13 protein-coding genes and 7 pseudogenes are annotated in these 16,714 nt (G+C 66.7%); 10 read left to right on the forward strand and 10 right to left on the reverse strand.

Annotated features, from left to right (window positions below; translation table 11 throughout):
• Nucleotides 1-79: 79 nt before the first annotated feature.
• Nucleotides 80-640 carry a hypothetical protein gene (locus tag ACTWQA_RS56130; protein ID WP_443166979.1) on the reverse strand — a complete coding sequence of 187 codons (561 nt, stop codon included), beginning with the start codon at nt 638-640 and terminating at the stop codon, nt 80-82.
• An 815-nt stretch (nt 641-1,455) separates the two neighbouring features.
• On the opposite strand from ACTWQA_RS56130, the gene ACTWQA_RS56135 reads away from it, so the two are divergent.
• Nucleotides 1,456-2,040: a dihydrofolate reductase family protein gene (locus ACTWQA_RS56135; protein WP_443166991.1), complete on the forward strand. Its 585-nt coding sequence runs from the start codon at nt 1,456-1,458 to the stop codon at nt 2,038-2,040.
• A gap of 217 nt (nt 2,041-2,257) precedes the next feature.
• On the opposite strand, the gene ACTWQA_RS56140 is transcribed toward ACTWQA_RS56135, so the two are convergent.
• Entirely contained in the window at nt 2,258-3,265 is a 1,008-nt protein-coding gene (locus tag ACTWQA_RS56140) for an RNA polymerase subunit sigma-70 (protein ID WP_443166980.1), read from the reverse strand.
• Between the two features lie 296 nt (nt 3,266-3,561).
• Nucleotides 3,562-4,815, reverse strand: coding sequence for a group II intron reverse transcriptase/maturase (ltrA, locus tag ACTWQA_RS56145; RefSeq protein ID WP_443166981.1), 1,254 nt, complete (start codon nt 4,813-4,815; stop codon nt 3,562-3,564).
• A gap of 590 nt (nt 4,816-5,405) precedes the next feature.
• On the opposite strand from ltrA, the pseudogene ACTWQA_RS56150 reads away from it, so the two are divergent.
• Nucleotides 5,406-5,606 (forward strand): annotated as a pseudogene (locus ACTWQA_RS56150) (DDE-type integrase/transposase/recombinase); the annotation flags it as partial.
• A 39-nt stretch (nt 5,607-5,645) separates the two neighbouring features.
• Here ACTWQA_RS56150 and ACTWQA_RS56155 read toward each other — a convergent pair.
• Nucleotides 5,646-6,095 (reverse strand): annotated as a pseudogene (locus ACTWQA_RS56155) (PhnD/SsuA/transferrin family substrate-binding protein); the annotation flags it as partial.
• Nucleotides 6,096-6,352: 257 nt separating this feature from the next.
• Nucleotides 6,353-7,450: a radical SAM protein gene (locus ACTWQA_RS56160; RefSeq protein ID WP_443166982.1), complete on the reverse strand. Its 1,098-nt coding sequence runs from the start codon at nt 7,448-7,450 to the stop codon at nt 6,353-6,355.
• A 100-nt stretch (nt 7,451-7,550) separates the two neighbouring features.
• On the opposite strand from ACTWQA_RS56160, the gene ACTWQA_RS56165 reads away from it, so the two are divergent.
• The 3 genes from ACTWQA_RS56165 to ACTWQA_RS56175 all read left to right on the forward strand — a co-directional run bounded on the left by ACTWQA_RS56165 (nt 7,551) and on the right by ACTWQA_RS56175 (nt 9,038).
• On the forward strand, nt 7,551-8,192 hold the full coding sequence (locus ACTWQA_RS56165; protein WP_443166983.1) for an SAM-dependent methyltransferase: 642 nt from the start codon (nt 7,551-7,553) through the stop codon (nt 8,190-8,192).
• Between the two features lie 73 nt (nt 8,193-8,265).
• Nucleotides 8,266-8,670, forward strand: a complete 405-nt coding sequence (locus ACTWQA_RS56170) for a hypothetical protein (protein ID WP_443166984.1) — start codon at nt 8,266-8,268, stop codon at nt 8,668-8,670.
• A 167-nt stretch (nt 8,671-8,837) separates the two neighbouring features.
• Nucleotides 8,838-9,038: a hypothetical protein gene (locus ACTWQA_RS56175; protein WP_443166985.1), complete on the forward strand. Its 201-nt coding sequence runs from the start codon at nt 8,838-8,840 to the stop codon at nt 9,036-9,038.
• Between the two features lie 331 nt (nt 9,039-9,369).
• Here ACTWQA_RS56175 and ACTWQA_RS56180 read toward each other — a convergent pair whose 3' ends face one another.
• On the reverse strand, nt 9,370-9,699 hold the full coding sequence (locus ACTWQA_RS56180) for a hypothetical protein (RefSeq protein ID WP_443166986.1): 330 nt from the start codon (nt 9,697-9,699) through the stop codon (nt 9,370-9,372).
• Nucleotides 9,700-9,898: 199 nt separating this feature from the next.
• Nucleotides 9,899-10,489, reverse strand: coding sequence for a recombinase family protein (locus ACTWQA_RS56185; RefSeq protein WP_443166987.1), 591 nt, complete (start codon nt 10,487-10,489; stop codon nt 9,899-9,901).
• Nucleotides 10,490-10,819: 330 nt separating this feature from the next.
• Here ACTWQA_RS56185 and ACTWQA_RS56190 point away from each other — a divergent pair, with 330 nt between their 5' ends.
• The gene (locus ACTWQA_RS56190; protein WP_443166988.1) at nt 10,820-12,424 is read left to right on the forward strand and encodes a hypothetical protein; all 1,605 of its coding nucleotides are present in this window, start codon (nt 10,820-10,822) and stop codon (nt 12,422-12,424) included.
• A 141-nt stretch (nt 12,425-12,565) separates the two neighbouring features.
• Here ACTWQA_RS56190 and ACTWQA_RS56195 read toward each other — a convergent pair.
• The 3 genes and pseudogenes from ACTWQA_RS56195 to ACTWQA_RS56205 form a co-directional block, all read right to left on the reverse strand.
• Nucleotides 12,566-13,615, reverse strand: a pseudogene (locus tag ACTWQA_RS56195) (Tn3 family transposase); the annotation flags it as partial.
• A 33-nt stretch (nt 13,616-13,648) separates the two neighbouring features.
• Nucleotides 13,649-13,735, reverse strand: a pseudogene (locus ACTWQA_RS56200) (transposase); the annotation flags it as partial.
• A gap of 86 nt (nt 13,736-13,821) precedes the next feature.
• Nucleotides 13,822-14,496: a TetR/AcrR family transcriptional regulator C-terminal domain-containing protein gene (locus ACTWQA_RS56205; RefSeq protein WP_443166989.1), complete on the reverse strand. Its 675-nt coding sequence runs from the start codon at nt 14,494-14,496 to the stop codon at nt 13,822-13,824.
• Nucleotides 14,497-14,654: 158 nt separating this feature from the next.
• Between ACTWQA_RS56205 and ACTWQA_RS56210 the strand changes: the two are divergent.
• The 4 genes and pseudogenes from ACTWQA_RS56210 to ACTWQA_RS56225 form a co-directional block, all read left to right on the forward strand.
• Nucleotides 14,655-14,969: pseudogene (locus ACTWQA_RS56210) on the forward strand (alcohol dehydrogenase catalytic domain-containing protein); the annotation flags it as partial.
• A gap of 428 nt (nt 14,970-15,397) precedes the next feature.
• The gene (locus tag ACTWQA_RS56215; protein ID WP_443166990.1) at nt 15,398-15,886 is read left to right on the forward strand and encodes a DUF6326 family protein; all 489 of its coding nucleotides are present in this window, start codon (nt 15,398-15,400) and stop codon (nt 15,884-15,886) included.
• A 441-nt stretch (nt 15,887-16,327) separates the two neighbouring features.
• Nucleotides 16,328-16,462: pseudogene (locus ACTWQA_RS56220) on the forward strand (IS5/IS1182 family transposase); the annotation flags it as partial.
• 77 nt (nt 16,463-16,539) lie between these two features.
• Nucleotides 16,540-16,714: pseudogene (locus ACTWQA_RS56225) on the forward strand (IS256 family transposase); the annotation flags it as partial.

Raw genomic sequence — 16,714 nt, forward strand, 5'->3', positions numbered from 1 at the left:
ATCTTGTACTCGTCACACAGGCATGATCACGAGCGGCTGCTCTCTTTGTGCCCGCTTCCCATCACAAGATCGCAACGGCCTATCGCGCATCCGTGCTGGTCACACTGCGAATGGTGACTGCCGTACTAGGAAAGCGACGCTGAAACAAAACCGGCGACGGTGGCCACCATACACATTCATAGCGGTCATAAACAGGAACCAGCGGGACTGTTCCGTTCGGTTGACGGATCCGGCGAATGACCGTCGACAAGACGTCCGCCTCCGGGGACACAACGAGAAGCCTCTCCTCGTCGGTCTTCGACGGGACGATCTGCAGCAGCGGCACGATCTCACCGGTGGTGGGCAGGCGGTATTGAATCAGGCTGTGATGGCTGATCTCCAGCAATTCTTCGACCCGGGAGCCCGTGAGACGAAGGGTTTCGACGGCGGCCCAGCTCCAGAACGCGTGGTCGTCTTCGAGGCCGAGGTCGCGACGCTTGCCGTTGGCCGGGTCGTCGACCCAGATCTTCTCGGCGGTCTTGGTGATCGAACGGGTAAGCGTCTGGCCTCCAACCGTGAACGGTCGGCCGGGCAGTGTCTCGCGGGCGGCCTGCAGGAGCACGGAGGCGTTCTTGCGCCGCTGGTCGACGGTGGGTGTCACCCACGGTGATGTCGGCCAGCATGCCGCCCTTAGCGGCGACTATTTCCGCGCTCCGCCGCAGCGTAAGACTGTGGGCCGTGTCAGAGACGTGCGGGTCGGCGTCGCACAATGCCTGAAGACGCGCGAATCCCTGTGGATCGCGGGTGCGGGCCAGGTTGCGGGTTAGGGAGCCCTTTCCCGCGGCTCCTGCCACCAGGCAGCCTAGCGAGGGGCGGACAATATCGCCGCATATCGCCACCACCAGCGCTCCCGACAACTCCTCCCGTAGCCATCGCGACGTCCGGCCGCGCTCCTGCTGCCAGGCGATCGGCACCTGCCGCCAGTTGCCTCCCTCAGCGTCAGCGCCGCTGGCCATCCAGCGCTCCTGCCATGTCTCGCCCGGCTGGTCGGCCAGCCAGTCCAGAAACCAGGCCAGCCCTCGAACGCGCGTCTCTTGGCTGCTGGCAGTGCTGAGGACGAAGATCCCGCTGGTGAGCCGCTCCCACACTTCGGCTCGACCCTGCCGGGTGGCAGGCCAGTCCATGGCCACCGGACGCGGCGGAAAACGCGTTCGCGCCAACTCACACCGAGCCTTGGAGGGACGAGAGGACACGTTCGCGCAGGTAATCGACCAGGAGATCCCGTACCGGGCGATGGGACAACTGGTATTGGTCGATCATCTGATCGAGATCCGGTCGGTGGTGCTCGAGCCCGCCGAGTACGCCGTGCTGAGTCCGGAACGCGAGGACTACTTGCGGACGCAGATCGCGCACCGATTAGGTTTCCGCGCCGCGCCCGTCGGTACGTGTGAGATCGACTCACGGGAGGCTGGCACGATGCGGAAACTGATCTTCGGCATGAACGTGACCCTGGACGGCTACATCGCCGCGCCCGGCGACGACCTCGGCTGGAGTGGGGGGGAGGGACCGGACTCGTCGCCGAGCGCCGAGCTGTTCCAGTGGTGGTCCGACCGGGTGGACGCGACGGGCCTGGCGCTGTACGGGCGCAAGCTGTGGGAGGCGATGAGCTCCCACTGGCCGACCGCCGACAAGCAGCCGGGTGCCACACCGGCGGAGATCGAGTTCGCGCGCCGCTGGCGCGACATGCCGAAGGTGGTGTTCTCATCGACGATCGGCAAGGTCGACTGGAACACCCGCCTGGTCACCGGCGACGCGGTCGCCGAGATCGCCCGGCTCAGGGCCGAGGACGGCGGCTCGATGGACATCGGCGGCGCGACGCTCGCCGGGGCGGCCATGCGGGCCGGGCTGATCGACGAGTACGCGATCGTCACCCATCCGGTCCTGGTGGGCGGCGGCACGCCGTTCTTCACCGCGCTGGACAACTGGGTGAACCTGAACCTGGCCGAGACGCGGACATTTCCGGGCGGCGTGGTGCTGACCCGATACGAGACGAGGCGATGAGCACGGGCCAAATGCGATGAGCACGGGCCAAATGCTCGGCTCGTAAGGCCAGGTCGAAATCCTTCCTGGCGTGCTCACCGTGACCCTCGGCGATGAGGGAACCTTTTCCCGGCCCTTCCTTGCGTTCCGAGTGAGCTGTTGACCGACTCGCTGAAGATGAGGACGACGGTGACGCCGCCCCGTGCGCTGGACGAGTCGACGATGAGGACTTGTCCGATCACAGCCTCGCGGGCAGGCCCAGCCATGGTTTGTCGGTGGCGTCGAATCCGGTGAGCTCGGCGACCTTCCCGTCGACGATGTGCAGGACCGCGATGGTGAACAAACGATATTCCGGGTCGTCGGGGGTGCGGAGGTACAGCACGGCGGCAGGCATGCGGTTGACCGTCGTGGCGATGCAGCGCCAGTCGTCGTAGCCGCGCTGGAAGAGCCCACCGGAGACCCAGCCGTCCACCGCGTCCTTGGCCGTGACGATCAAGGTGCCCGGATCGGGCAGCATCGCGAAGCGCAGGTCGTCGCGCAGCAGGGCCATCAGCCCGTCGAGGTCGTTGCGCTCATGGGCGTCCATATACGACTTCACCACGCCGCGCTCGTCATCCGACAGCTCGTGCGTGGCAGGGCTCCGCCAGTCGAGGCGGCGGTCGGGCAGCTGCTCGCGCATCGTCACGCGCGCCCGCTGCAGTGCGCTGGTCACCGATGCGACGGTCAGCTCGAGGGCGTTGGCGGCCTTCGACGCCGGCCAGCCGAGGACGTCGCGCAAGATGAACACCACCCGCTGCCGCGGCGGCAGGTGCTGGACGGCGACGATGAACGCCAGCTCGATCGTCTCCCGCGCCACCACCGATTCCTGCGGGTCCTCCGGGAGCATCCGGTCCGGGTAGGGCTGCAGGTAGTGCACTTCCGAGCCCGCGCCCGACAGCTCGGCAGGCACGGGTGTGCGGTCGTTGCGCTTGTCCAGGAAGTCGAGGCAGGCGTTCGTCGCGATCCGGTACAGCCAGGTCCGCAGCGCAGCGTAGCCCTTGAACGACTCCCGCTTGTTCCACGCCCGCAGGAACGTCTCCTGCGTCATGTCCTGGGCGTCCTCGTAGTTCGCGAGCATCCGGTAGCAGTGCACCTGCAGCTCACGCCGGTAGCGCTCCGTGATGAGTGCGAACTGTGCTGCGTCATTTGAGCGGGCCGCCGCGATGAACGCGGCCTTGTCGTCGCCTAGCAGTCTGGCGTCGGTCATGGTTGTCAATCCTTCCGCGGGTGGCGAGGGGCCACCAGAACTGACGACGTGGCGGAGGATTTCTGAGCGGTGAAGCCGCTGACACCGGGCCGCTCGTCAGGCCGGAGGGGTCGGGTCGATCCAGGGGAGGTGTTCGGGTCGGGCACCCCCTCGATGCCCAGCTGCTCGGCCAGGTAGTCCACCAGCTCGACCGGGGCACAAGTACGTCGGGTCGGGTAGCCGGAGGGAATTTCACCCTCCGGCTCCCACAGAACCGTGCGTAATAGTCTCCCATTACACGGCTCTTGCCATCCTGATCACCAGAAATTGCGGGTCCATTTCCAATGCGCGAACATCCTGGGGTATCGCTGTGTGATGCCCTGGAAGCATTGCTTGGATTTGTTGAACCCGGCCAGCCGTTTGTATTTTCTGCGGATCCAGCGCACCAGGTAGGCGTTGATGCGCTGCAGAAGGGGACGCAGTGCGGATTGATAGAACGCTCCGTAGTACTGCATCCAGCCTCGCACGATCGGGTTGATGAACCGTGCGAGTTGGGCGAAGGTTTGGCCTGTGCGTCGATGGATACGCCATCCGCGCACCTCGGCACTGATTTTATTAAGGGCTTCCTTGCTGATCGCTGGCAAGAAGTTCGTGAATGTCACTCCGTTCTTGTTTCGCGATCCGCGAGCGCGGAAGGTGAACCCCAGGAACGTGAACGATGTATGCTCATATGAGCCGCGCCGGTTCGCGTCCTTGCAGTACACGATCCGGGTTTTGGTCGGATGTGGCCGTAGCCCGACCTCTACCATCCTGTTTCCGATCGCCTCCATCACTTCCATGGCTTGGCGCTCGCTAACGCAATGCACGACTGCGTCATCCACGTAGCGTTCGAATGAGGTGGTCGGGTATTCCCGATCCATCCACATGTCGAAAGCGTAGTGCAGGAACAGATTCGCTAATACGGGCGAGACCGCAGATCCTTGCGGGGTGCCGCGATCTCTTTCTTGCAAGGTGCCATCAGGTAGTTGAAGCGGAGCCCGAAGCCATCGCTCCACGTAAAGAACCACCCAACGCTGATCGGTGTTGGCCTCCACCGCTTTGACCATCAGGTCCCAGGGGACGCTGTCGAAGAACTTCTGGATATCGAGATCGACGACCCAGCCGCGCCCGAAGCAGCGCTCTCTGCATTTCGCCACCGCGTCCAGTGCCGACCGGTTCGGCCGATACCCGTAGGAGTCAGCGTGAAATTTTGGTTCCACTTCTTTCTCCAAGCGGGCCGCGACCACGGTCTGCGCGATCCTGTCCGCGACGGTAGGAACACCGAGAATTCTGGTTCCTCCGCCATGCGGCTTTGGTATCTCCACCGCTCGCACCGGAGGCGGGAAATAGCTGCCCGACGACATCCGGTTCCAGATCCGATATAGGTTGTTCTTCAGATCCTTTTCGAAGTCATCGATCGAGCAGCCGTCCGTTCCTGGCGCTCCCTTATTAGCCTTGACTTTCTCCCATGCCTTCCAGACTTCCCACTTCGAGATGTCAAACGACTTTCCAGACGACTTCAGCTCGTCCACGCGACTCCTCCCGAACAGCGTCCGGTTGATCGAACGAACACAGCCACGGATGACCCGGCCCCTTCGCTCCACCCCCATTACAGGGGTTTCATCGCTACTACGAGCCGGTCCGCCAGCGAGTTCCGCATCGGTACTCAGTCCCTAACGGTTTCCGCCGTTCGGGGTTCTCCCTCTCGCCACCAATAAAGGCAGCACTATCGGGACTCGCCTTCCCACGTTCCACGTGAAAGCGGCAGATCGGGCTCGCGTCGCCTCCGTGCCGGGCACCATCTGGCCAGTAGACGGGTATCCGCCAGACTCAGTCCTGGAGCCATATCCACACCCCCAGTTTCGATGCCGTCTGTAAGTTTTCGACACTTCATCAGCGATTCGCTCGCGCTCGCCTTCCCGATCCCCACCTGACGCCTCTTACGACGCCTTTTCCACATCGCTCACCACGACGGTCTTCAGCCAACGCAGCATGTGGTGGTTTGAAGTCTCCCCCCGCAGGGCGACTCCGAAGGGCCAGACCTTCATCATTCACGCAGCACCGCATTCAAAGAGGCGCCTACCTCATTCCTGCACCTCTCTTCCTGCGCTCGTGGCACACGGACATCACTTATCCCCCCGTCGGGGACGGGAAGTTCTTGTACCTGGCGACCGTGCTGGATCTGGGGTCGCGGCGGTTGGCCGGGTGGGCGATCGCCGACCACATGCGGACCGAGCTCGTCGTGGATGCGCTGCAGGCCGCGGCGCGGTCCCGGGGTGGCCGACTGGACGGGGCGATTTTCCATAGTGACAACGTGGCTCAGGTCCACTGCGCCAGCCGCCTGCGTCGCCTTCCACACCTGTTCGTTGACCACACCGACCTCGAAGCTGCCGGAGGCGACCGCCTCAATCGTCGCGTCGTGAGAGCCGGAGAACCCAGGTTTGCCCTTGAAGGCGGCCTGGCCGAGGCCGCCCTGGCGCAGGAAGTACTGCGGCATCAGCCGACCGGAGGTGGACGTCCCGCTGCCGAAGGTGTGACCGGCGAGCGCACGCACCCCCTCGACCGCTTCGAACGGCCTCAGTCCGGATGCCTTGTTCGCGATGAACACACTGTGGAAGTCCTGGTCGATATCGCGATGGACCACTGCCGTGGCCGCAGGGACCCGGTTGCGGGCCTGGCCCCCGGTCAGGCCGCCCATCCAGGCGAGGTAGATGTCACCGACCTCGAACGCCCGGACCACGGCCGTGTAGTCAGTGACCGGCCGGTAGACCACCTTGAGCTTCGTGACGGCCGCGAACCTGTCGGCCAGCATCGGGCACAGCCGGTTCAGCTTCTCGGGGTCCTGGTCGGGATCGCGGAGATCATCAAGGATGCACTGGCAGCGCGTCCTTCCTGCGTGCCGCACGCGGCAAGCAGGAACAGCCCGGCAGATCCGAGCAGCAGCTCACGGCGCTTCAGAAAAGGGCACAGATTTCTCCAGCAAGCTCTACGGCGGGAACCGGGTCGGTGGCGGGGGAGAGCAGCAGGCGGGCCGAGGAATGGCGCCGCGACTCGGCAGTGGTGTTCATTTCAGGCACAGCGGAAGACCTGCCGTCCGGACCGGGCCGCGGCGTCCTGCACTGCCAAGGTGTCCCGCACCACGCCGAACACCTCCGCGACCGGCAGGGCCGCATCGGCGATACGCATGTGGGGGTTGGTCACCGCCACGGGGTGCCACCAGGCACCGTCCGCAGTGACAGTGGGCTCGGGCTCCAGGGTGTCGATCGACACGTGGACCCCGGCCTCGGCGAAGCCCTCCCGGGCGACCGGCCGGATCAACCGGTCCTCGCCCGGAATCCCTTCGGAGTCCAGCCTGCGGTGCAGGGCCTCCACCGCCGCCGGATCCTCGTCGTACAACGTCGCCGCCACCCGGACCCGGAAGCCGAGGGACCCGGCCAGCCCGATACCGTCCAGCGCCCGCGCCCAGGACCCCGCGCCGCGCTGCCGATCGTGCAGGTCCGGCATCGCGGAATCGAGACTGACCTGCAGCGTCACGGACCGATCGAGTGCCTCCAGCATCTCGCGCCGCCGCCCACGCCCGAAGATCATGGCGTTGGTCAGCACGGTGCGCTCCAACCCCTCGGCGGCGTCCACCAACTCGGTCAGCCGAGGGTGCATAAAGGGCTCGCCACCGGTCAGGAACACCTCCCGGCCGCCCAAGGAACGGAACTCGCCGAACACCTCCCGGGCCAGGTCGGGCTCCAGCCGCCGGGCCGCGGAACGCGGGGAGGATTCCGCACAGCAGTACTCGCAGGCGAGGTTGCAGTCGAAGTTCGTGTACGCCCAGAGCCGCTGCCCCAAGGGCGTACGCTCTCCCCGGCTGAACATCGTGACCGGCTGGTCCACCGGCGCGGCCTTGCGCACCCCGAACCACCACGGCCCATCCGGCGTCTCGCCCACCTGCGCGTCGACCGAGTGCCCGACCAGGTCGGCCCAGGCCGGCAGATCGACGACCACGCTCGGTTCCGCGCTACGGACCCCGAGCACCTGGCCCGGTTCCAGGCGGCGCATCGCGCGGGTGATGAGCAGCAGCAGCCCGCTGCCGCAATCCATGTCACCGCCGTCCACCAAGGCGGCGACCTCCCCCGCGGGGGTCGGTTGCGTCGGTGTGGGGATCTGGTCAGGCATGCGCCGACCCTAGCCAGGGAGGGTGTCGGCGGATCTTACGATTCCATGACCTAAATCGTGGATTGCGTCCGGCCGCAATACCGCGCAATACCGTGATGCCATGTCGCATCCAGCTCGCCCCACGGACCCGACCTCACGCCAGGACTTCTGGGAGGGTGTGCATGACACCAAGGACGTGGACGCGGTCTCCTGGTGGCAGTCGGTCCCCGAACTCTCCCTCAGCCTGGTGGAGCAGGCCAAGGTCGAAACCGACGACCCGATCATCGACGTCGGCGCCGGCTGGTCCACCCTCGTCGACCACCTCGTCGCTCGTCAGTACCGAGACCTGACCGCCGTCGACCTATCCACGACCGCGCTCGGCACTGTCCGGTCCCGCCTCGGCCCCGCCGGCGAGCATGTGATCTTCCAGATGGCCGACGTCCTCGACCTGCGTCCGAACCGCCGGTACACGCTCTGGCACGACCGTGCCGTCTATCACTTCCTCATCGAGCCTGACGAACGTGCCGACTACTTCGCCTCGCTCGAGCGGTGCCTTCACCCCGGAGGACGAGTGATCGTAGCCACCTTCGGGCCGGATGGGCCGACGACCTGCAGCGGATTGCCGATCGTGCGCTACACCCATCGGGAACTCGCCGCTGAGTTCCCGAGCTACGAGCTGATCGCGACCAGCGGCGAAGACCACGTGACCCCCTGGGGCAGCACCCAGCAGTTCACCGCGGTCCTGCTACGCCGCCCGGACTGAGCCTCTCCGGCGTTTTGCCCCCAGCGGTTGCCACGGTCGGGGTCCGTCGCACACTTCTCCCACGTCCCACTCAATGACCAGCGGCGAGTCCGTACAGCACTTCGCCACGCTCCAGGCGAACCTGATTGAGATCATCAGGTGCCGATACGACCGAGGGCCACTCTGGAGCGCGGCCTGGCCAACCCGTATGTGCTGGACGACGCCCCGGCAGGATGCGCGTGATGGCCACTCGCGCGGCCGTCCCTGGGGGCGTGTTCGCCTGCTCAAGGCCGCCGAGCTCACGTTGCGCGAGATCCTGCTGGTTAACTCGCGACACGCGGCTGTAGGTTCGGAATCGTTGATCGCACCGCCTGCCGAGGTGCCCGTCACCTCCTTCGACGTGCGCATGACGGGTATCACCGAGGCGACGCTGGCTACCGCTGCCGGCCCTGAGCAGGTCATGGCCGACCTCGACCGCCGGCTTGCGGCGGCGCCGTAGCGGCTGGTCGCGGAGAGCGACGTGCGTGCGGCCTCAGATGGGCACCGTCAGCGAGTGGACTCCACCTCCAACGATCCGCCGGCCGCGAGCACCGCATCAGCGAACAGACTGTCCGCCCCACGAGCGATGCAGGAGACGCCCGCGAGTTCGCCGGTGAACGAGGCAAGGTGCGCGCGGAGCGCGTCGAAACGAGGCGGGCCGCCGTCGGGGTCAGGTTCATGTGGCCGGTCACGCCGATACGCATCGAGTCCTTCCTGAGCACCACAGCGCAGGCCGCCCGGGAGGTGACCGAACTTAACGCCCTGCGTTCCATCCGCCGGAAACCGGTAGTTGCCGGCATGATCAGCGAATATCATTACGCCACGTAGCCGCAGCTCGGGTCACGTAACTCAGTATTGGAGCGGTACACCCGCTCAGGCTTCTACTGTGGGCATACCGGCGCTGGTGCGCGACAGGCACATCACGGGCCGACGAGCAACAGCCGAGCTGATGAGGCCAATTCATGCTGAGCATGACGACATCTACGACTCGCCTCGGTGACAGCTGAGCTGCGTGTATCCGCGACGAAGGTCCCTCACTCGGGTCCGCGTGACCAGCCCCAAAGTAGCTCTCTGTAATCACCGCTACGGCCAGTCACGTTAAGGAGTTCGGCGGGCTCGTCATGTCGTGACTGGCCGTTCTGATGTCGAGGGCCTCGGATTAGCTGATGACGTTCACGGTGCGGCGAAAGGTTGCGGCGGCGGCTTCCAGGTCCGCGAGGACCTTGCGCCAGTCCGCGGTCTCGTCCTCGTCCATGTCGACCCAGTTCTGTTCGCCGAACTCGCGGGCGAACTCGCCGACGTGCTCGGCGGTCTCGGCCAGCTTGTTCAGCACGGTCCCGACGCTCATCCCGCCGGTGGGGGTGGTGCGGAACCGGTAGAGCAGCAGCGGGAGGTCGGCGGCCGCGGTGGCCATGGCGGTGGCCTGCCGCTCGATCTCGTCGTTGATGTTGGTCAGGCTCGCGCGCCATCCGCTGTCGATCAGTTCCACGGCCGGAACAAGCCCGGCGTTGACCGCCGACTCCAGGTAGTTGCGGGCGTTGGGCAGGGAGTCCTCGCGTTCCTTTGTCGGTCAGCTCGTCCCACGTGGGCAGAAACGTGCAGTCGTGGGCGAGCTGCTGGCGGGCCTTGGCCAGGGCCAGGACGCGCGGTCGTCGAGCGGGATCTGCGGCAGTGGCACGGCGTGTTCCTCAGGGAGTCGGGGGCTGGTCAGTGGGGTTGCCCTCGGCAGCGGCTGCGAGGGTTTTGTGGACGACGCCGACGGAGACCTTCACCCCGGCGGCGATGGTGCGGATGGATTCCCCGCGCCGGCGGCGGTCGAGGATCGCGGCGCGTTTGTCGTCGTCGACTACGGGGCGGCGGCCTCCGACCTTGCCTTGCTTTCGGGCGGTCTCCAGGCCGTTCTTGGTCTTGCGGACGATGTCGCGGCGGCGGTCCTCGGCCAGGGCGAGGGCCAGGTCGAGGATGAAGGAGCGTTCGGTGTGCTCGCCGACGGCGATGCCCTCCAGCACCTTGACACCGATGCCTTGCTGGAACAGGTCGTTGAGGACGATCAGTCCTTCCAGGAGGTTGCGGCCAAGCCGGTCGACTTCCTGGACGGTCAGTAGGTCGCCTTCGCGGATGTAGGAGAGTGCGCTGAGCAGGTCGGGCCGGTCGCTGGTGGCGAGCTTGCCGCTGGCCTTCTCCTCGATGACCTTCAGGCAGATCGGATCGAGGGCGTCGTGCTGCCGCTGGGTTTTCTGCTTGTCGGTGCTGACCTGGACCAGTCCGATGAGCGCCATCGTGAAGCACCTCCGTTCATCAAACGTCATGTGCGAGGTACCTGAACGGTAGCAGAGGATGACCGAAGATGAACGGAAAAATGAACATCCGAACCGGACACGGCGCACGGAGGTCCCCGTTCGGCCGGGTGTCCTTGGTTGCGTTCGTCAAACGTTTTTCGTTAGATGAACGAGCCGGACACGGCTACGGAAGGTCGTCTGCATCTGGGATCCACCGCGTCCGGATCTGTCGGGCGGCGTCCAGCGCGGCCTGTCCCGAGGTGGAGCGCGACCTTCGGTATCTGCCGGACGCGGGGTGAGTGTCACCCCGTTCCGCTACGGTGATCCGCCATGGACGATCACTTCCCCCCAGCCGAGGACGTCCTGGTCCTCTCCGAGCCCCTGCGCCGAGATCTGCACCCCCGGCGGGGCGGCGCGCTCCCCGCGGAACCGAGCGTCTCCGACCGGTCGCTGGGCGAGGTCTCGCCCAGCGACACCGTCGACCCCGGCGCCGCGAACGTGGCGGCGAAGCTGGCCGAGAAGCACTGCGGCCACATCGAGGCGGTGCTGTCGGCGGCTGTGAGCGACCCGGCCCTGGTCGCGCACGCGCGGGCGTACCTCAGCGGCGCTGACGACCCCGCCGGGGCGGCGGCGATCGCATCGATCGTCGACCGCGCGCAGAACGGGAACAAGGCGCCGCGAACCTTCACCGACGGGTGGATCGCCTCCCGCGGGCTCGCCTTCGCCGCCTGCGCGCTCGCCGAACTGAGCGGCATCGCCTCCTCTGCGGAAGACCTGCGCCCGCTGGACTCCCTCCGGCAGGTCGACTCTGTGAGCCTGCGCCGGGTCCGGGGCCTGCTGGCCTTCTGCCCCGAGGAGGAGTACCGGCGGGCGGTGGAACGGCTGGCCGCGCACCGCGGCACCCGCTCCCGGCGGCTCGTCGTCTCCTACCTGGTGCCCACACGGCACGACTGGGTGGACGAGTGCTGCGCCGACCCGCCGTCCGCCGAATGGGGCTCGAACGCCTTCTACCGCGAACGACTGTGGGCGTCGGTGGGCACGCCGCGGCACCTCGAACTGCTCGGCTGGAGACTGGAGGAGTCCGACTTCGACGCGTTCACGTACGGGATGCGCGCCACGATGGCCGACGGCTTGGGGCCGGCAGCCGCCCCGCTCCTGGTCGACGCCTGGGACCGGCTCAGGATCTACAAGCCGTGGCGGGAGCGGTTCGTCGAGCTGATCTCCCTGATTCCGAGCGACGAGGCGTTCAAGCTGCTGCTGGAGCGGTACGAGCGGGAGTTCGCGGGTGAGTACCTGCTCGCGGCGATGGAGCGCTTCCCCGTGCGGGCGGCGCGGGTGCTGTCCACGGTGGCTGCGAGCGACTCGACGTCGGCGCTCCTGGCCGCCGGGCTGCTTCGCATGCACCTCAAGGCGCATCCGGAGCTGCCCGGGCCGGACCCGGCGCCGCGGGTCCCGGACGCGCCCGGCGAGGACGTCCCGGCGGTGCTGACCGCGCCGGGGCGGGCGGCCCGGCTGCCCGCGTACGCCGATCCCGATGTCCTGCCGCAGGTGCTGCTCAAGGGCGGCGGCCGGGCCCTGCCCGCCGACGCGACCAGGAGGCTCGTCGCGCTGGCCAAGAAGCCGGACGAGCGGCTGGACGCGGTCCGCGAGGCGTGCGACCGGCGTTCGCTGGCCGACCTGGGCTGGGCGCTGTTCCTGCACGGCGATGCCTGGGCACTGCCCGCGCTGGGATGGCTCGGCGACGGCCGGACGGCCCGCGACCTGGCCGCCCTGATCCCCGGCTGGGTAGCGCGGGGCACCAGGGCCCGCGCGGTCAAGGCTGTCGACGCCATCGCCCGGATCGGCACCGCGGAGGCGCTGGAGGTGCTGGACGAACTGGCGGAGACGGTCCCGGACCACGCGGTCCGGGACGCTGCGGCGAGGGCGCGCCCGTAACCACTCAGGTGCACCCGAGACGCGGTGGCACGCCCGTACCGCCCGCAGAGATCGCCGCCGGCGCGCCTGGCCTGCCGATCCGGCAGTAGACGGCGGGGCCGACAGGGCTGAGCGGTGCCAGCCCTGGCCCAACCCCGTGCGTCACGGGGCGCTGGGCCGCCCGAGCGGAACACCGTCCAACTCCAGGTGCCGATTCATGTCGAGCTCGAAGCGGCCATACAGGTTCAGGTGGGACCAGAACAGGCCCGACAGCCCGCGCCGGTCGGCCGGATTCAGCCGTTTTCGCCAGGCCGGATCGCACAGCACGATCTGGATCAGGTGTGTGTTGAGGTAGGTGATGGCGGCGGCGATCAGGTGCAGCGCCAGCGCGGACACTTCAACGTTCTCGCGGTCGTCGCCGGTCAGGTCGCCGGCCTTGCCGTAGAACAGGTCCTTGCTGGCGGAGTTAAAGTTCTCCACCACGTTCAGGCCCTCGTTGATCTCTCTCCTGAGTTCCTCGTCCGCGAGGTAATCGCAGATGAAGATCGTCCGGATGACGCGGCCGAGCTCCTCGATCGCCTGGTAGGTGGGGTGCTTGGGGCCGCCGCGGGTGAAGCGGCGCAGCATCTGGTGCGACTCGGCGGTGTGCAGCCGCAGCGCGGTCGCGTACTTGATCATCTGGTCGTAGTGGCGGGCGATCAGGTCCCAGTCGATGGTCTTGTTCGACAGCACCGTCTCCAGGCGCGGCCACGCCTCGTCCTCGCCGGTCCCGGGCCGGTACAGCCGCGCCGAGCCGATGTTCTTCAGCCGCGGCAGCAGCTTGAAGCCGAGGAGTTCGGAGAAGGCGAACCCGACGATCGAGGCTCCGTGGGTGTCGGTGTACTGGCGATCGATCTCCGTATCGGTCAGGTGCCGCAGCAGGCCCTCGATCATCGAGGCCACCTCGGAGGCGGTCGTGGAGGTCACCTGGCTGTAGATGCACACCGACCGCCGTTCGACGTGCCAGTAGACCATGATCCCCGGCCCGTTGTAGCGCTGATGCCACTCGGTCATGAAATTCGCCGACCAGGATCCGAACTTGCGCGAGTCGGACGCGCACGAGGTGCCCTCACCCCACAGAACGACATCGCGCGCCTTCAGGGTGGCGTTGACGATGAGGCGGATCGCCTCGCGCAGGTTGTCGCGGTTGATGAACAGTCGGCGGGTGCGCCGTAGCGCCGCCTCGTGGCCGCTGACCGAGGGGTGCGCGGCCTTCCATGCCGTGAGGACCGGTTCGATCAACGCCCACTGAGCGTCGGTTAAGTCGCTCGGGTACGGCTTGCGCTCAGTCACCGCGCCATCCCAGCACAACTGGACCCGCAGACTGGCGGTAACACTACAAATCCACACGATCACATAACGACATCACGGATGGAGGCTCACGTAGGCACTCTCAGGGGCTCGAGGGCGGCTAGGACGAGGTTGAGGCCGAAGGTGAACTCCTCCGCCGGGTCGTAGCCGGCGGCGGCGAGCACCGCGGCGGACTCGTTGAGGTAGGGGAACTCGTCAGGAGGAAGCTGGGGCAGGAAGACGTCCTTGGCCATGTCCGCGAACTCATCGGCGGTGTCGAATGGCAGGCTGGATTCCTGCAGGGCGAAACCGTAGACATAGCTGTCGAGCAACCAGTTGGCGTGCGTCGCCATCAAGACCGGGAAGCCAGCCCTCCGCAGGCAGGCGGTGACCGCTTCGCGGTGGCGGAGGTTCGCGGGCCCCGGCGATGTCCGCGACTCCATCAGGCCGATCGCCCACGGGTGGCGTGCGAGAACCTGTCGGGCGGATACCGCCCGACGTCGCATCGCTGACTGCCAGTCGGTCTCTTCAGGCGGGAGCTCGATCTCCTCGAACACGACGTCGATCATGGCGTCCAGCAACTCCTCCTTACTCGCCACGTAGTAGTAGAGCGACATCGCGCCCGCGCCGAGCGCGCGAGCCAGCCGGCGCATGCTCAGCTCGCCGACCCCCTCGCGGTCGGCGAGCCGGACCGCCTCGACCACCACCCGCTTCTTGCTCAGCCCCGCATCTGACGCGACCTGGCGTCGTTCCCTCGCAGACAACGGGTCTCCTCGCTCCCTCGAACGGCTTGACAATCGTCCAGCGTACGGTCATGGTACAGCGTACGATCGTAGTACAGCGTACGACGTACGATGTACGAACCAGCGAGAGTCGTAGCTCGGACGTGAGGAGGCTTCTGTGGGAATCGAACAGCGATCGAATGCCGGAGCACGCCTGGTGCCGGGGGCGAGTCCGGCCGGGGCGACGACGATGCGGGCCGCCCTCAGCGCTCGAGTCGTCCGAGGTCGGGCTACCGCTGCCCGGTCGAGGCGATGTACTCGTCCAGGTGGGCGCGGCCTCGGTACATCCTGGCGCCTACTTCGTCATGACCGGTGAGCCGTACGTGGTGCGCTTGGCGTTCAGGCTCCGCCGGCCGCGCCACGGCATCCCTGGCAGGGACCTCGCTGGCGTGGCGGCAGCGGTCGGGAAGGATGTCACCGCTCTCCGCCCCGGCGACGAGGTGTTCGGCCAGAGCACCGCTGGAACGCTCGCGGAGTCCGCCTGCGTCCCGGCGGACAACCTCTTGTCCGTGCCCGCCAACCTGTCGGTCGTGGACGCGCCAGCGGTGCCCACCTCGGCCACGGCGGCGTTGCAGGCATTGCGCAAGATCACGAACGTTCGACCGGGCCAGACGGTGCTGGTCACGGGCACGTCGGGCGGCGTGGGCTCCTTCGCCGTACAGATCGCCAAGGCGTTTGGCGCCGAGGAGACGGGTGTGCAGCACCCGCAACGTCGACGAAGCAGCCGACGCCCTCCGCTACGTCGCGGCCGGCCACACCCGAGGGAAGGTCGTCGTCACCGTCTGACGACCGGACCGACGAGAACGACCCAACCCCGTGCGTATGTACGCCCCGACCTGCCGCCACTCCGGAGGACGGACCGCTCCTCTCGAAAGAAGAACCGATGACCATCCGGACGAAAACCCCGAACCTGCTCGACAACCCGCCGGTCCCCGTGCAGGCCAAGCTCGCCGCCGCGTGGACCAGCTTCATGTTCCTCTACATCTACGTCGACTACTTCCACCTCCACAAGCCCGGCGTCATCGACAACCTCCGCGCCGGCGTCGTCTTTGAGTTCGACATCAGCCCGACGTTGTTGACCATGATGCTCGCGTCCGTGGCGATCCCGGCCCTGATGGTGATGCTCTCCATGACGCTGCCCGCCCGGGTGAACCGCGCCACGAACCTCGTCGTTGCATTGCTCTACATCCCCTACTCGGTGTTCAACGCGGTAGGGGAGTCCTGGGACTGGGCCCCCTTCTACGGCCTCTCCACCGGAATCGAGGTGCTGCTCCTGGCCTTCATCCTGCGCTCCGCCTGGACATGGCCTCGAACCTCCGCCGTCCCAGCCGGTCCCGCGACGACCGACCTTCGACAGGACCTTCGACAGTAGGTGTCCGTGTAAAGCCCTACGGCGTGAAGCCCGCCGCCGCGGACACCGGGCCGACCGTGACCAGCTCAGTCGCGGTATACGCAGAGAACCTGCTCACGAGCGGTCCGGTGTCCGCGCCAGCCGCGCCCGTAGGCCGAACGGCGGCTGACCGACCAGCAGACCTCATCCAACCAACCGCAACGACGAAAGGGGCATTAGCTCGCTTAACGCACTCTCAGTGGGCGTTTAGGTATGGTTGGTTAGCAGATACCCGCTCTGCGGTCGCAGACTTTTGGGCTCTCCGCCCTATAGGTGTAGATACGAGTAGTCCTCATCGCCGATGAGCGCGCCCGTTTGATTATCAAATGATACTCAAATTGCGTCTGGTCTGGAAACGTGGCAGAAACTCCTGATCAGTCGAGAGGCCACTACCGATCACATGTTTCGGGTAAAAGTTCCGCCATGAGCAAGCGGAAGCCGTACCCCAGTGACATATCCGATGCCCGCTGGGCCTTAATCGAACCTACCTTAACCGCCTGGCGGCAAGCCCGACTCGACCGCGAGCAATGCTTGAGACCTGTGGATCAGCCGGGAAGGGGTGTACCTTCCCGGTGATCGTTTGAGGTCTCTCACGCATGGCCGACGCGCCAACGTCGGTCGGGAAGGCACACCCGATGCTCACCGTAGTCCCTGACCCCGCCGACGGCGACCACCGTACGGCCGGCGGCCCGGTCTCCGCCGCGCTGATCGACGAACTCGTCCGCGAAGGCGCCCGCCGGATGCTCGCCGAAGCGCTCAAGGCCGAGGTCGACGCCTACATCGCCGCGTTCGCCGACGAGCGTGACGAGG

This window comes from Nonomuraea sp. 10N515B (assembly GCF_052245915.1).
In the GTDB taxonomy this organism is placed as follows: domain Bacteria; phylum Actinomycetota; class Actinomycetes; order Streptosporangiales; family Streptosporangiaceae; genus Nonomuraea.